We start from the raw sequence: 13,304 nt of genomic DNA, 5'->3' as shown, positions 1-13,304 counted from the left end.
GTTTTGTTTTTGTACTAGTGAGAGAAACGATGACCGAACAAAATGCCGTACTTGTTGTTGAACAAACAGCACATGAAGCCATGAGTTGGTTGGCTTCGAACCAAGAATTGATGATTCAATATGCCATGAATGTGCTGACAGCACTGACTATCCTGCTTATCGGTAACTGGATAGTGAAGAAAGTCGCCGGATCTGTGGCGGTAGTATTGAAGAAGCGCGAACTGGATCAAACAGTTGTCGATTTTATCGAGAACATGGTGCGTTACGTGATGTTTGCGATTGTGCTGATTGCAGCGCTGGGCCGCTTGGGTGTTCAAACAGCCTCTATCGTCGCTGTAATCGGTGCTGCTGGCTTAGCAATTGGTTTGGCACTACAAGGCTCACTGTCGAACTTTGCGGCGGGTGTGTTGATTGTGACGTTCCGTCCGTTCAAGTCAGGTGATTATGTTGAAGTGGGCGGCGTGGCGGGTTCTGTTGCCTCGATTCAGATTTTCTCGACTGTATTGACGACGCCAGATAACAAGATGGTCGTTGTGCCAAATGGGACGGTTATTTCAAGCCCAATCACCAACTACTCTCGTCATGAGACACGTCGTATTGATTTTATCATTGGTGTTTCTTACAAAGCGGATTTGCAAAAGACGAAAGAAGTACTGACCCGAATTGTTAATGCTGATGAGCGTGTTTTGCAAGATCCTGAGCCAACCATTGGTGTTCACGCGCTGGCTGATTCATCGGTGAACTTTGTGGTTCGCCCTTGGGTTAACACCGCAGATTACTGGGCGACTTACTTTGACTTGATGCAGGCGATCAAAGAAGGTCTCGATAAAGAAGGGATTGAAATTCCATTCCCACAGATGGATGTGCATTATCACGCCGCCATTGTGAATGCGAAAGCGAAGGAAAAAAGCAAACCCGTCGCTGAAATGGCATAAAGACAGCATATTGAAGTTGAGCCCTGCCCTTTGGTAGGGCTTTTTTATGCGTGTCATCCCGAGAAGTCACAAATAGATCAGTGTGAGTGTTTTAAATTTGAGACAGTATTTTTTACTGTTTAAACTGTACACTCTGCTCTGATTTTTCTGGTGCGGATTGATCCGGAAATGAGAGGCTCTTGTTGTCGACTCTCAGGGAAATCGACCAAACTACAAAACAACTATCAAGGGAATCGCAATGGAAAATGCAACTAATGAAGCCTTGAATTGGTTTACTGCAAACCAAGATCTGCTGCTTCAATACGCGGTGAATGTTATATCCGCGCTCGTTATTATCATTATCGGTAATTGGGTCGTTAAAAAGATTGCCGGTACCGTCGCGAAAGTGTTACGCAAGAAAGACCTCGACAATGCTGTTGTTGAATTCGTGCATACCTTTATTCGCTATTTACTATTCGTTATTGTCCTGATTGCAGCGCTGGGTAAATTGGGTGTTCAAACCGCATCTGTGGTTGCTGTTATCGGTGCTGCAGGTCTTGCTGTTGGCTTGGCACTGCAAGGGTCGCTGTCAAACTTTGCTGCGGGCGTATTGATTGTTGCATTCCGTCCGTTTAAATCGGGCGACTACGTTGAAATCGCGGGTGTAGCAGGTTCAGTAGATTCAATCCAAATTTTCTCGACGGTATTGAAAACGCCTGACAACAAAATGATCGTTGTGCCTAACGGTGGCGTTATCTCTAGCCCAATCACCAACTATTCACGTCATGATACCCGTCGTATCGACTTCGTTGTTGGCGTTTCCTATAACGCGGATTTGAAAAAAACCAAAGATGTACTGACACGCGTATTGGCGGCAGAGTCACGTCTTCTTGCTGAGCCTGAGCCAACTATCGGTGTGGTTGAGCTAGCCGATTCATCGGTAAACCTTGTGGTACGTCCTTGGGTGCGCACTGGTGATTACTGGCCGGTTTACTTCGATTTGCTGCAAGCTATCAAAGAAGCATTGGACGAAGAAGGAATAGAAATTCCTTTCCCTCAAATGGATGTTCATGTGCAAAAAAGCGAAAGCTAATACTTAGCTAAGTGAATAAAGCGCCAATGGCAGTTATGTTGTCATTGGCTTTTTTTTGTTTGGATTGGGCGGTATTCTGGACTGTCGCTGAATCAATGTTTGAGACAAGGGTTGATCGAGTTAAAACAATTGCTTCCTGTGTAGTGATTTTCCTTGCGATTAGGTGAAGGCTTTCCTACCTTGCGTATCTGATGTTGTGCGCTTTTTTAAGTCACCGACAGTTTGCAGCACAAATTTATGAAGGAACCTGATTTATGAGTGATATCCCATCTGAGTTAAAATTCGCGGCATCCCACGAGTGGGTTCGACCTGAAGGCAATGGTGTGTATACCGTAGGCATTTCTGACCATGCTCAGGCAATGCTGGGTGATATGGTCTTCGTTGATTTACCAGAGGTGGGTGACACCGTAAATGCGGGTGATGATTGCGCCGTTGCTGAATCAGTAAAAGCGGCCTCAGATATTTATTCGCCGCTGACGGGCGAAGTCGTTGCGGTCAATGAAGATTTGGAAGGCTCTCCGGAGTACGTCAACACCGACGCTTACGGAGATGGTTGGTTGTTCCAAATTCGTATCACCGACGATTCGGAACTCAATGAGCTTCTTGATGCACAAGCGTATCAAGAAAATCTGGAAGAAGAAGAGTAGTCCAGTTGAAACAATAAAAAAACACCGCGCAATGCGCGGTGTTTTTGATCAAGCGAAGTGTTTGAAGCACTAATTAGCACTGCTCTTTCAAGCGTCGGATCTCAGCATTAATTTCCTTTACGGTACGATAATGCTCAAAATCCGCGTCTGATTGCGCCTGCACCATTCCCTGATGAAAGTCGAAATCTCCGCGGCCATCAATATAAATACGTCCGTTAAACAACCGATAGACGTGTTTGGCGATGAGAGTCGGGAAATAACGATTAAACATCCGCATTCGCAGTTCCTTTTCTTTTTTATTATTGTGCCTCCCGGCACGGCTAGCCAACATCCTTTATTCCAGTGATTCATTCTGGAATTTTGGCGGGCTGCATTATAACGACGCGTGCATGACCACAATGTGACAGCTAAGACACTTGATCGAATAAAATGAGGATTAAGCGAATGAATTTGGGATAGGTCACATTCTAGATAACTAGACACTTGGTTTATTTATCTGGCACGTAAATCTTGCACTTGTTGGCGGACGGTTTGATGAATGGTTTGGCGAATCCATAGATTCTTAGCACTGTTGGCGTGTTTCTTGTGCCAAATCTGGCGGATAACAAAATTGCTGACATCGACGGGCGCAGGGCTGATCGCGAGCATGGTGTTGAACATGTCCAGTTTTGCCATCAGCTCTGCAACGGTGCAGATGAGGTTTCTACCTGATAGTAAATGGCGAACAGTAAGAAAGCGCTGTGAGCCCATCACAACCTGCCTATCACACCCAAAGGCTTTGAGTGTGTCATCGACTGGGCTACTAAGCTGCCCATCCACAGTAACAAGCGCGTGGGGTGTGGTGATGTAGTCATCCAATGTCAGTGGGCTTTTTAGCGCCGTCGCGACAGGATCGAATAAACACACGTGGCGCTCCGTGTAGAGATCTTCCATACGCAGCGTAGGGTCGTGCGTTTCCACTGCACCTAATACCACATCGACCTGATCCGCTTTCAAGGCTTCGCGATAATTGACGCGATCGACGGGGCGGCAACTCAGTTGGCAGTGCGGCGCTTGCTGGCGAAACACATCAAACAGTGCAGGGGCAAAGACGAGCTCTGCATAATCAGTCAGGCCAATCCTCACCACGCCTTGATATTGTGATGGCTCGAATGCCATAGGTGTCAGCACGTCACTGGCGATGGTTTCTAATAGTTGGGTGATGACGGGCTCCAGTTCTATCGCCCTTGCTGTCGGCAGCATTTCGTTGCCTTGACGGTGGAACAGTGGGTCATCAAGCAGGGAGCGAAGACGGGAGAGGTTGTGGCTCATGGCCGATTGCCCAATGGATAGTTTTTCGGCCGCGCGAGTGACACTGCGTGTGTCCATTAGCGCGGAGAAAGCCACCAGTAGGTTTAAATCCACACCACGCCAATTTACGCGACTCATGAGCTTGGCGTACCCTCACGGCAAATGTCGGCCACCACAGGTTGGCACAGGGCAATGAGATCTTGATAGGCCAATTCAATGCCTGCCAATGGCGAACCACTGCTGATATTGACATGTTCAAATTCGCTGAGAGAAGGGTCGAAGAAAATCGGCATCGCCCCCAATACTGCAATAGGCGTGATCATGCCCGGCGAATAGCCAGTAATGCTTTGAACATGGGTGCTATCAACACAGGTCATGCGACGACAACCTAGCAATGCGCGTACTTTTTTTGGATCCACCGACGCTGTGCCCGGTAAGCAGGCTAATGCGTACTGGCCGCCCATGTCGCGCAACAGCATCGATTTCACTAATTGGCGAGGGTCGACGCCGCGTTGCTCTGCGGCGTCTAATATCGTGGTGGCTGCACGTTGATGCGGCAGTATGCGATGTGCAATGTCATTGTCACGCAGCATCACAACGATAGGTGTATTAAGATCAGGCATCATCTTCTAGGCTGTAAGGCATGTCAGTTTTGTGCCATAGCGAGTCAGTGTCTGGCAGGCGGAATTGGCTGTCATCTTCCAAATTATTTGGCAGCACGACCAGTGCTAGCGCCTGACCATTATCAAAGCGGTAACCTGAAAGCACAGTGCCACCGGTACGCCAGTTTTCACCCACGCTGCGATCAAACACATCACCAGATTTTGGTGCTTCATTGGCTTCACCTTGCAGTAAATACGCCGCACGTTTATTGATACCGCGATACTTGGCGCGAGCAACGGTTTCTTGCCCTGTGTAACAGCCTTTTTTAAAGCTAATGCCATCCAATGCCTGCAGGTTAAGCGCCTGAGGAATGAATTCGTTGGTGGTGATATCGGTGATAGCAGGGATTGCGCTGCGAAGTTCACACAAATCCCACACGCTGTTGTCGCTTAATACGGCGCGCTCACCGAGTTCATTAATGATGTTGTCGGCTTCTTCTGCATCGACAGCTAATAGCCAGCGATTGGCTTCAATTTTAACGGCAGTGCCAGTTTGAGTTTGTCGCACGTCGCCATCGCCCAAAAAGCGAGATTGCATCGCGTTATCGGCTTTATCGCCAACAACACCAATGAGAACTTGTTCGCTTAGGGTGAAGGTGATTTTAGAAAACACAGCGTATTTTTTGATTTCAGCTAACTGCTTTTCGGCAATTGAAGCCGGTTGGGTATATGCGATGCCTTCACCGTGATGGAAAAGGCGCATGACTGACCATACTTTGCCTTTTGCGTCACACTGTGCGGCGAGGGTTGAGCGGTTCTTTTCTAATGACACCAGATCGCAGGTCAGTTGACCTTGAAGATAGCTGATGGTGTCTGCACCCACTGCGGTAATCAGTGCAATATGGTCAAGCGCGATCACTGACAGTGCAGGAAGAGCACTGTCTGAAGAAAGTGGGAGTCTAGGAAACGTGTGCGTTTGGTACCAAGTTGTCATGGTGTCTCTCGCTAAAAAAACGGATTCGTTATGGTAATGCGGTCTGCAAGGAATGTCAGCATTAACTCTTTATGTAAGGGTGAGTTACCTAGATCACAAGGTCAACACCCTTACATCGGCAGTAATAGCGCCTAAGTAAGGGCACTGATACTATTTGGCTTGTTATGTTTGACACTGAATGAGGTAATCATGCTGACCGCCGAAGATAAACCGCGGATCAAATGGGCATGCCGTCGTGGCATGTTAGAGCTGGACGTGATCATTATGCCGTTTTTCGAAGAGTGTTTTGATGACCTGACACAGGCAGAAAAACAGGATTTCGTGACGCTGCTTGAATGTGATGACCCCGATTTGTTTTCTTGGCTAATGGGGCACACCCGCAGTGCGTTGCCAGCACATGCGACAATGACGGATAAAATCATTGCACATAACCGCAGCAAATTGCGTTAACACACGGCTCCAGCGCTCTCGATGGTTGCGCTGGGGGCTGTTTACTCTCTATGTCTCTCTGGTGATGTTACTCTTCGTTGCTTCTGCGTTTCCTCTTGAAGCCAAAACTCTCCTGCTTGTGTTTCTATTGTCTGACTTGATGCGTCGCCTTAAGCATGTCGGTTCAATGACTGGCAATATGCAACTGCACAGTAGTGGCCTTTGCCGCTATCAAGGCAAAGATTATGATGTTTCACGTATCTTTTTGTTTAGCAGACATTTAATTGTTTTAGATCTTAAACGCCATCAGTGTCGTCTTCGTTTACCACTGGCTGCCGATGCGTTCTCTCATGACACTTTTCGCCATATTAGTCGGGTCTGCCTTGTGCTGAAAAGCTGATCAACTTCACGTTTATTGAATATTTAACGTACGCCATCCCTAAACGAATCATTGAGCCCGCCGATAACAAGCTATACAGCCATTTGTCTTGCTTTCGATACGCTGTACCCACGAAGTCTATAGGGAAGGGGTGACATGAAAATTAGAACCAAGCTTTATTCACTGACCGCATTTTCTGCGGTGTCTTTGGTCTTGTTTGCCCTTGTCGGCTGGCAGGCTTCGGAGCGTATGGTTGACTTGAAAACCAAATTGACACTTGTTGGCGACCTGGAAGTTCAATTGCTCAACATGCGAAGAAATGAAAAGGATTTTCTGTCTCGTTTAGACAGCAAATACATTGATCGGTTTGAAGCGAATGTCTCGGAGTTTGATGCATCGCTTATTCAGTTGCAGCAAGAAGCAAACGCCTTGGATCTGACGTTGCCTCAAATTGGCGCGGTCAAACAAGCGATGAAGAATTATCGTGATGGCTTTATTGACCTTACTGAAGGCTACAAAGCACTCGGGTTGAATCGAGAGTTGGGCACGTGGGGCGAATTAACCGCGGCTAATACCGCGTTGCTTTCACAGCAACAAAACAATGCTGAAGTGGAATATCTCGTTACTTTGGTTCGTCTGCTGGTGGCAGATACGTCAATGGCGCGTTTTGATGAATTTAAGGCGATTTGGACTGATGTGTCGTCACGCGTCAAGAGTCCATTATTGACTAAACAAAAGGCATTGGTTGAACGTTATATGCAGTTAAACGGTACGGTTGGATTGGATCATCAATCGGGTTTGCTGGGTAATATCCGTGGGCAAACTCATCAGGTCGAACTTGATTTTGATGCGATGCGTGGCCAGCTTACCGATGAACTGAACACGTCAACCCGATCATTGGCAGCATCAACAGGTTCGGTACTGGTGTTGGTTTTTTTACTGCTCATTTCAATCAGTATTTGGCTAAATCGCGATATTCAGCGTCGCCTTAGAACGCTTACCAGCACCATGGAACAGGTCGCTGCGGAACGCGATTTAACATTGCGTGCGAATGCCGACGGTGATGATGAAATCGCCGTTGTGGCAACAGATTTCAATACGGTACTTGAGCATTGTCAGACCTTAATTGCTGGTGTGAAAATGTCGATCACGACATTGAATGCAACAGCGTCAGATGTTCAAAAACGTAGCTCCCATGCAGAAATCTCCCTTGATAAGCAGCATTCAGAAGCGGAAATGGCCGCCACTGCTGTTAACGAAATGGAAGCAACCATTCGAGAGATTGCATCAAACACCGAAGCGGCGGCATCAAATGCCGATCAAAGCCTATTACGCGCACAGAAAGGCCATCAAACCGTTCAAGCAACACGTAACGCTATTGTCACGCTGTCAGAAGGACTAGGTATCGCCAATAGTGACATTCATAGCTTGGTCTCGCTGTCTCAACAGATTGGTAGTGTGGTTGATGTCATCAAAGATATCTCGGAACAGACGAACTTGTTGGCACTGAATGCAGCGATTGAAGCGGCACGTGCAGGCGAACAGGGCCGAGGTTTTGCCGTAGTGGCGGACGAGGTTCGATCTTTGGCAACGCGTACCCATAAATCGACCGACGAAATTGCGACCATGATTTCGTCATTGCAGCAGCAGACTAACCACGTTGTGGATCGAATTACGTCTTGCCAAAACGACAGTGAGAAATCGGTAAGTTATGTCGAAGAGGCGGCGACAGAGTTGGATAACATCATCGTCGACATGCAGCAAATCATGGACATGAGCACGCAAATTGCAGCGGCGATTGAAGAACAAAGCATGGTAGCGAAAGAGGTGAATCTGAACGTACACTCCATTCAGGACATCACTTCCTCTAACACCGCTGCGACCAGTGAAAATGCACGCGCAGCGGCACGTGTTGCAGAGCAGAGCAAAGAGTTGGAATCTGCTATCGCCGCATTTCGTTCCTGATGTCTCGCCCCTCACTGTGAGAGCGGTGAATCGTTGATGGATGGCGACTCACTGAATTCAAGACAACAAAAAGCCCTCACGTAGAGGGCTTTTTCATGTCAGTCAGTTAGCACGGAAAGTCGGGGACCAAAATGGTTGGGCCACTGTTTTCGACTTTGTCAGGATAATCAAGAGTGTAATGCAACCCGCGACTTTCTTTACGCGCCATGGCGCAGCGCACCATCAGCTCTGCAACTTGCAGTAAATTACGCAGTTCTAGCAAGTTGTTGGATACGCGGAAGTTACTGTAATACTCGTTCGTTTCTTGTTTCAATAACTCAATACGACGTAGCGCGCGTTCAAGACGCTTGGTGGAGCGAACAATGCCCACGTAGTCCCACATAAACAGGCGCAGTTCATGCCAGTTGTGCTGAATAACGACTTCTTCGTCAGAGCAAGTGACGAGACTGTCATCCCAATGTGGTACAGATGGTGGCACTTCGGCTGATGCGGCATTTTCGCCAATGTGCATCGCTGCTGCCCATGCATACACCACGCATTCCAGTAATGAATTTGATGCCATGCGATTAGCGCCATGAAGCCCTGTGTAGCTGACTTCACCAATAGCATAAAGACCTTGAAGATCGGTCTGACCGTTTTTATCGACCATCACGCCGCCACAGGTGTAGTGAGCCGCTGGCACAATAGGAATCGCGTCTGTGGTTAAATCAAAGCCATAGGTGAGCAACTTTTCATAAATAGTGGGGAAATGCTTCATGACAAAGTCAGGGTCTTTGTGACTGATGTCGATGTACATGCAGTCAGCACCCAAGCGCTTCATTTCAAAATCGATAGCGCGTGCGACGACATCCCTTGGCGCAAGCTCGGCACGCTCGTCAAAGTCAGTCATAAAGCGAGAACCATCGGGTCTGCGCAAATACGCGCCTTCACCACGAAGTGCTTCGGTGATCAGATAGTTTCTGGCTTCAGGGTGGAACAAGCAGGTCGGGTGAAACTGATTAAATTCAAGATTGGCGACCCGACAGCCAGCACGCCATGCCATGGCAATACCATCGCCTGAAGAGACGTCTGGGTTCGAGGTGTATTGATAAACCTTCGAGGCACCGCCTGTGGCAAGTACTACAAACTTAGCGCGGACAGTTTCAACCGCTTCTCGATCTCGGTTCCACACGTAGGCACCCAGCACGCGATTCGCCCCTGAGATACCGATTTTTTTACGGGTGATGAGATCAAGGGCATTGTGGCGCTCAAGCACCTTGATGTTTGGGTGCTGCATGACATTTTCTTGCAACGATGTTTGTACGGCCATGCCTGTTGCATCGGCAGCATGCAGAATGCGTCGATGACTGTGGCCACCCTCACGAGTGAGGTGAAATTTAGGTTCGTCACTCTCGCTGTTTTCTTCGCGATCAAAAGGAACGCCACCATCAATCAGCCATTGCACACATTCTTTGGCGTTTTCTGCGATAAAGTGCACGATGTCTTCGTCACACAGGCCATCGCCAGCGATTTGTGTATCCTCAACGTGAGATTCAATGGAATCGCTTTCGTCAAAAACAGCGGCAATGCCACCTTGTGCGTAGTAAGTTGCCCCTTCACTGCTTGGGCCTTTGCTTAACACCATCACTTTTTGTGTCGGCGCAAGATGCAGTGCTAGGGATAAACCCGCGGCACCACTGCCAATAACCAGTACGTCACAGATGTGTTCTGGGTGTTTGCTCATTGATTATGTATTCCTTTCTCTCAAATGAAGCTTGCACAAATCCGCCTGCTGTCATTTGAAACAACGAGATATTCAGGTGGTTTGGTCAGTTTACACTAATCCTGCAGACCGTAGAATGCTAAGTGGGCCGAGCGTTAGATACTCGTTATATTCACAGAGATAAGGATATGGCGAGACGCAGTGGTTACAGAGTCACCATGCTATCTGGTAGACTTTGCGAGCTGGATCGGATCATGAGACGAATCCCGCCTTTTTAGGGAACTTTATATTACCGTATCACTCATACACTTTGCTCACTCTTTACGACGTGTCGTTTTTTTTAAATTTAGTGGCAGCAAAGTGACAACGAGCGAAAAGAAATACCAAGTGCTGACGGTCTTCTGACGTTTTACTGTGACACTTTATCGTGTGAATAGCGTTATTGCGTTAAAGAAGCGCATTGGTATCAATAATAAGGAGAAGGCGCTCGAATGAGCGAGCAGTTAACTGATCAAGCCTTAATAGAGCGCGTACAGAACGGCGATAAACAGGCGTTTAATCTGTTGGTCATCAAATATCAGCATAAGGTAAGCAACCTTATCTCTCGCTATGTGAACAATAGCGGTGATGTCCCCGATGTCACTCAAGAAGCCTTTATCAAAGCTTATCGAGCTTTGCCTGGCTTCCGAGGTGAAAGCGCCTTTTATACGTGGTTGTATCGCATTGCAGTCAATACCGCGAAGAACTATTTGGTCGCCCAAGGACGCCGTCCACCAGCCAGTGATATTGATGCTGAAGAAGCTGAAAATTATGAAAATGGTGGAGCACTGAAAGAAATATCGAACCCTGAGAACCTTATGTTGTCAGAACAGTTGAAGCAGGTGGTGTTTAGTACGATTGAAGCCCTGCCTGAAGATCTGAAAACGGCCATTACACTGCGCGAAATCGACGGCTTGAGTTATGAAGAGATTGCAGAAGTAATGGACTGCCCGGTAGGAACGGTACGCTCGCGTATTTTCCGTGCCAGGGAAGCGGTAGACAAACGTGTTCGTCCACTCATGAACCAGTAACAGTTTTAACTGTTGAAAACGGTGAAATAAATGGCTGAAAAAGAAAACCTTTCCGCATTGTTTGATGGTAACGAGATAGATCAGGCGCTGATTGAAGCGCTAGAAAATGATCCGTCTGCGCAAGAAGCATGGAAAAGCTTTGCCGTTACTCGCGATGTCATGCGTGGAGATGCGCCGAAAAATCCGAATTGGGATATCGCCGCCAGTGTGGCCGCCGCGTTAGACAGTGAGCCAAGCTATGGCTTACAAACATCGGATGCGCAAACTGTAGATACGGTAGTGGCACAGAATGTCGTGCCTTTGCACGAGTCTCAGCCGACACCTCAGACGGCGAGAAAATCGATGCCGTCTTGGTTGCAGCAGCTCACGCAAGTGGGCATGGCAGCGGCCGTCTCACTCGCTGTGATCGTGGGTGTTCAGCAATACAATGGTGGCTTTGATGCCAATACGACGCTGGCCAACTCTCAACCGCCTGTACTGCAAACCATTCCGCTTGGCGGATCGGCAGAGCCTGTGAGCCTTAGCCGAGATTCGATGCAGAGCAACCCTTCGGAAGCTTTGGTGATGGAGCAACGTCGTCGCGTCAATGCGATGTTCCAAGACTATGAGTTGCAGCTGCGCCTTAATGCTGATGAAATCATTGACCAAGGCGTGATGCTAACACCTGACATGAGCAAATAGATTGATGAAAGCTTTCCTGATCGGTGCTGTTGCACTGGTCAGTCTGGTCGCCAATGCCTCGACGGAAGAAAATCCCGCCGGGGCATTGCTACATCAGATGGGCCAGGCCACCGAGCAACAGAACTACGAGTTATCCTACATATTGGTGCGTAAAAATAGCATCGAACCACTTCGTTTCCGTCATGCATTGGTTGAAGGCGAGTCATTTGGTCACATTGCTTATTTGAGCGGTCCTCCGCGTGAAGTCATTCGCCGTGGCAATGAGATCAGCTACTTCGAACCGGGCATCGACCCTTTTACCATTGAAAGTAGCCAAATGGTTGCGCCGCTTCCTGCCATTATGCAGGCGGACATCGAACATCTTTCAACCATGTACGATTTTGTGCCATTGGGCAGAGCGCGAGAAGCAGGCGTTCCTTGTGACGTGGTACGTGTATCTCCTAAAGACGGTGAACGCTACTCGTATGTGTTGTGGATAGACCAAAGCAGTAAGCTACTAGTGCGTGCTGATTTGCTCGACCGCGATGGTGATCCCATTGAACAATATCGCGCGCTATCATTGGTCATTTCTCCGCAAATCGGCGAAGGCATGAGGACGTTGGCAGCACTTGAATTGCCACCCGTGGTGCAGGTACCTAAGTCTTCTGATTCGGTATTGAAATGGCAAGTGACTGGCTTGCCTGAAGGCTTTACGCCAATTTATCAGAACCGTCACCGTTTGATGATCACGGAGCGTCCGGTAGAAAGCCAGATGTTCAGCGATGGCTTGTTTAGTTTTTCTGTGTACTTGGCGGAAGCGGACAAGATGTCAGTGAGAGAGCAATTGGTTCGCAAGGGTAGCCGTACACTGCATAGCCATGTGGTGGGCAATGCGGAAATTACGGTTGTAGGTGACATTCCGCCTGCGACAGCAAAAAAAATCGCAGAGTCAGTTAAGTTATCTCCAGCTGACGAAGCATCGGTTGATTCTGCAGTGAGTGAGAATCAAACCCCATGATCAAGGCGTTGGCTGAAGTGACTGGCAATGGTGACGGTTATTTGACCGTCCGTTGTCAGCAGAAAACCAGCTGTGGCAGTTGCGCGTCAAAAAGCAGCTGCGGCACGGGCATTGTCAGCAACGCATTGCCGGGAAAGGTGCTCGATATTCGGGTGCCTTCCGCCAAATCAGTGACAGTCGGTAGCCTGATAGAAATTGGTCTAGAGGAACAAACAGTCCTCCGGTCAGCAATGCTGGTCTATATTCTGCCTTTAATGTTTGCCATTGCAGGTGCGGTATTGGGCCAGTTTTTGTCTACTCTACTGTCCGTTGGCGAAGGTATTGTTATCTTGCTATCAGCTCTGGCAGGTATTGCGGGTGTTGCTGTAGCACGCCATTTTTCGCACAAGCTCGAGCAGGATACACGCACCACACCGACGCTTTTACGCGTGCTCGGTGGCGCAGTTGGCAGTGCGGCGGTGATAAATGCCGCAACTGATGATAGCGACTAGCCGTTAATTTCGGTAGAATCCCGCCACTTGATCGAGAGATCCTCCAATTT

At 48.3% G+C, this 13,304-nt stretch carries 15 protein-coding genes; 10 read left to right on the top strand and 5 right to left on the bottom strand.

The genetic code is table 11. The features are described 5' to 3' along the window. Nucleotides 1-29: 29 nt before the first annotated feature. From mscS (A1OO_RS12865) to gcvH, 3 genes are all read left to right on the top strand, one after another. Nucleotides 30-935: a small-conductance mechanosensitive channel MscS gene (gene mscS, locus A1OO_RS12865; RefSeq protein WP_016960319.1), complete on the top strand. Its 906-nt coding sequence runs from the start codon at nucleotides 30-32 to the stop codon at nucleotides 933-935. A 238-nt stretch (nucleotides 936-1,173) separates the two neighbouring features. Beyond that, a complete protein-coding gene (gene mscS / locus A1OO_RS12860; RefSeq protein WP_016960318.1) occupies nucleotides 1,174-2,007 on the top strand; it encodes a small-conductance mechanosensitive channel MscS in 834 nt (277 codons plus the stop codon). 254 nt (nucleotides 2,008-2,261) lie between these two features. Beyond that, a complete protein-coding gene (gene gcvH, locus A1OO_RS12855) occupies nucleotides 2,262-2,654 on the top strand; it encodes a glycine cleavage system protein GcvH (RefSeq protein WP_016960317.1) in 393 nt (130 codons plus the stop codon). A gap of 73 nt (nucleotides 2,655-2,727) precedes the next feature. On the opposite strand, the gene A1OO_RS12850 is transcribed toward gcvH, so the two are convergent. From A1OO_RS12850 to ygfZ, 4 genes are all read right to left on the bottom strand, one after another. Then, complete coding sequence (locus A1OO_RS12850; protein WP_026023849.1) at nucleotides 2,728-2,931, bottom strand: DUF1107 family protein; 204 nt, start codon at nucleotides 2,929-2,931, stop codon at nucleotides 2,728-2,730. Nucleotides 2,932-3,146: 215 nt separating this feature from the next. Beyond that, nucleotides 3,147-4,082, bottom strand: a complete 936-nt coding sequence (locus tag A1OO_RS12845) for a LysR family transcriptional regulator (protein ID WP_016960315.1) — start codon at nucleotides 4,080-4,082, stop codon at nucleotides 3,147-3,149. Beyond that, nucleotides 4,079-4,570: an aminoacyl-tRNA deacylase gene (locus tag A1OO_RS12840; RefSeq protein ID WP_017003259.1), complete on the bottom strand. Its 492-nt coding sequence runs from the start codon at nucleotides 4,568-4,570 to the stop codon at nucleotides 4,079-4,081. The genes A1OO_RS12845 and A1OO_RS12840 overlap by 4 nt, the downstream gene beginning before the upstream one ends. Next, nucleotides 4,560-5,540: a tRNA-modifying protein YgfZ gene (gene ygfZ, locus A1OO_RS12835; RefSeq protein ID WP_017003258.1), complete on the bottom strand. Its 981-nt coding sequence runs from the start codon at nucleotides 5,538-5,540 to the stop codon at nucleotides 4,560-4,562. Before ygfZ ends, A1OO_RS12840 begins: the two co-directional genes overlap by 11 nt. A 189-nt stretch (nucleotides 5,541-5,729) precedes the next feature. Here ygfZ and A1OO_RS12830 point away from each other — a divergent pair, with 189 nt between their 5' ends. From A1OO_RS12830 to A1OO_RS12820, 3 genes are all read left to right on the top strand, one after another. Continuing rightward, the gene (locus A1OO_RS12830) at nucleotides 5,730-5,990 is read left to right on the top strand and encodes a succinate dehydrogenase assembly factor 2 (protein WP_016960312.1); all 261 of its coding nucleotides are present in this window, start codon (nucleotides 5,730-5,732) and stop codon (nucleotides 5,988-5,990) included. After that, nucleotides 5,962-6,369: a protein YgfX gene (locus A1OO_RS12825; RefSeq protein WP_347230841.1), complete on the top strand. Its 408-nt coding sequence runs from the start codon at nucleotides 5,962-5,964 to the stop codon at nucleotides 6,367-6,369. The genes A1OO_RS12830 and A1OO_RS12825 overlap by 29 nt, the downstream gene beginning before the upstream one ends. Before the next feature lie 135 nt (nucleotides 6,370-6,504). Continuing rightward, nucleotides 6,505-8,313 carry a methyl-accepting chemotaxis protein gene (locus A1OO_RS12820; protein ID WP_017003256.1) on the top strand — a complete coding sequence of 603 codons (1,809 nt, stop codon included), beginning with the start codon at nucleotides 6,505-6,507 and terminating at the stop codon, nucleotides 8,311-8,313. Between the two features lie 106 nt (nucleotides 8,314-8,419). Here the strand turns inward: A1OO_RS12820 and nadB are convergent, their stop codons facing one another. Further along, nucleotides 8,420-10,036 carry an L-aspartate oxidase gene (gene nadB / locus A1OO_RS12815; RefSeq protein ID WP_016960309.1) on the bottom strand — a complete coding sequence of 539 codons (1,617 nt, stop codon included), beginning with the start codon at nucleotides 10,034-10,036 and terminating at the stop codon, nucleotides 8,420-8,422. A 470-nt stretch (nucleotides 10,037-10,506) separates the two neighbouring features. Here nadB and rpoE point away from each other — a divergent pair, with 470 nt between their 5' ends. The 4 genes from rpoE to A1OO_RS12795 are packed head-to-tail and all read left to right on the top strand — an operon-like array spanning nucleotide 10,507 to nucleotide 13,254. Next, nucleotides 10,507-11,085: an RNA polymerase sigma factor RpoE gene (gene rpoE, locus A1OO_RS12810; RefSeq protein WP_016960308.1), complete on the top strand. Its 579-nt coding sequence runs from the start codon at nucleotides 10,507-10,509 to the stop codon at nucleotides 11,083-11,085. A 30-nt stretch (nucleotides 11,086-11,115) separates the two neighbouring features. Next, nucleotides 11,116-11,766: an RseA family anti-sigma factor gene (locus A1OO_RS12805; protein ID WP_017003255.1), complete on the top strand. Its 651-nt coding sequence runs from the start codon at nucleotides 11,116-11,118 to the stop codon at nucleotides 11,764-11,766. 4 nt (nucleotides 11,767-11,770) lie between these two features. Next, nucleotides 11,771-12,763 carry a sigma-E factor regulatory protein RseB gene (gene rseB / locus A1OO_RS12800; protein WP_017003254.1) on the top strand — a complete coding sequence of 331 codons (993 nt, stop codon included), beginning with the start codon at nucleotides 11,771-11,773 and terminating at the stop codon, nucleotides 12,761-12,763. Continuing rightward, nucleotides 12,760-13,254: a SoxR reducing system RseC family protein gene (locus A1OO_RS12795; RefSeq protein WP_016960305.1), complete on the top strand. Its 495-nt coding sequence runs from the start codon at nucleotides 12,760-12,762 to the stop codon at nucleotides 13,252-13,254. Before rseB ends, A1OO_RS12795 begins: the two co-directional genes overlap by 4 nt. Nucleotides 13,255-13,304 lie beyond the last annotated feature (50 nt).

The organism is Enterovibrio norvegicus FF-33 (genome assembly GCF_000286835.2).
GTDB classification, from domain to species: Bacteria; Pseudomonadota; Gammaproteobacteria; order Enterobacterales; family Vibrionaceae; genus Enterovibrio; species Enterovibrio norvegicus_A.
Note: the sequence above shows the minus strand (reverse complement) of the source record. Positions and strands in the feature narration are given on the sequence as shown.

Bases quoted from the DNA above. Each gene is read 5' to 3' on its own strand.
- A1OO_RS12830 (WP_016960312.1), top strand. From the start codon at position 5,730: ATGCTGACCGCCGAAGATAAACCGCGGATCAAATGGGCATGCCGTCGT.
- mscS (WP_016960319.1), top strand. From the start codon at position 30: ATGACCGAACAAAATGCCGTACTTGTTGTTGAACAAACAGCACATGAA.
- A1OO_RS12820 (WP_017003256.1), top strand. From the start codon at position 6,505: ATGAAAATTAGAACCAAGCTTTATTCACTGACCGCATTTTCTGCGGTG.
- A1OO_RS12850 (WP_026023849.1), bottom strand. From the start codon at position 2,931: ATGCGGATGTTTAATCGTTATTTCCCGACTCTCATCGCCAAACACGTC.
- A1OO_RS12795 (WP_016960305.1), top strand. From the start codon at position 12,760: ATGATCAAGGCGTTGGCTGAAGTGACTGGCAATGGTGACGGTTATTTG.
- A1OO_RS12840 (WP_017003259.1), bottom strand. From the start codon at position 4,570: ATGATGCCTGATCTTAATACACCTATCGTTGTGATGCTGCGTGACAAT.
- gcvH (WP_016960317.1), top strand. From the start codon at position 2,262: ATGAGTGATATCCCATCTGAGTTAAAATTCGCGGCATCCCACGAGTGG.
- rseB (WP_017003254.1), top strand. From the start codon at position 11,771: ATGAAAGCTTTCCTGATCGGTGCTGTTGCACTGGTCAGTCTGGTCGCC.
- mscS (WP_016960318.1), top strand. From the start codon at position 1,174: ATGGAAAATGCAACTAATGAAGCCTTGAATTGGTTTACTGCAAACCAA.
- A1OO_RS12845 (WP_016960315.1), bottom strand. From the start codon at position 4,082: ATGAGTCGCGTAAATTGGCGTGGTGTGGATTTAAACCTACTGGTGGCT.
- A1OO_RS12805 (WP_017003255.1), top strand. From the start codon at position 11,116: ATGGCTGAAAAAGAAAACCTTTCCGCATTGTTTGATGGTAACGAGATA.
- nadB (WP_016960309.1), bottom strand. From the start codon at position 10,036: ATGAGCAAACACCCAGAACACATCTGTGACGTACTGGTTATTGGCAGT.
- ygfZ (WP_017003258.1), bottom strand. From the start codon at position 5,540: ATGACAACTTGGTACCAAACGCACACGTTTCCTAGACTCCCACTTTCT.
- rpoE (WP_016960308.1), top strand. From the start codon at position 10,507: ATGAGCGAGCAGTTAACTGATCAAGCCTTAATAGAGCGCGTACAGAAC.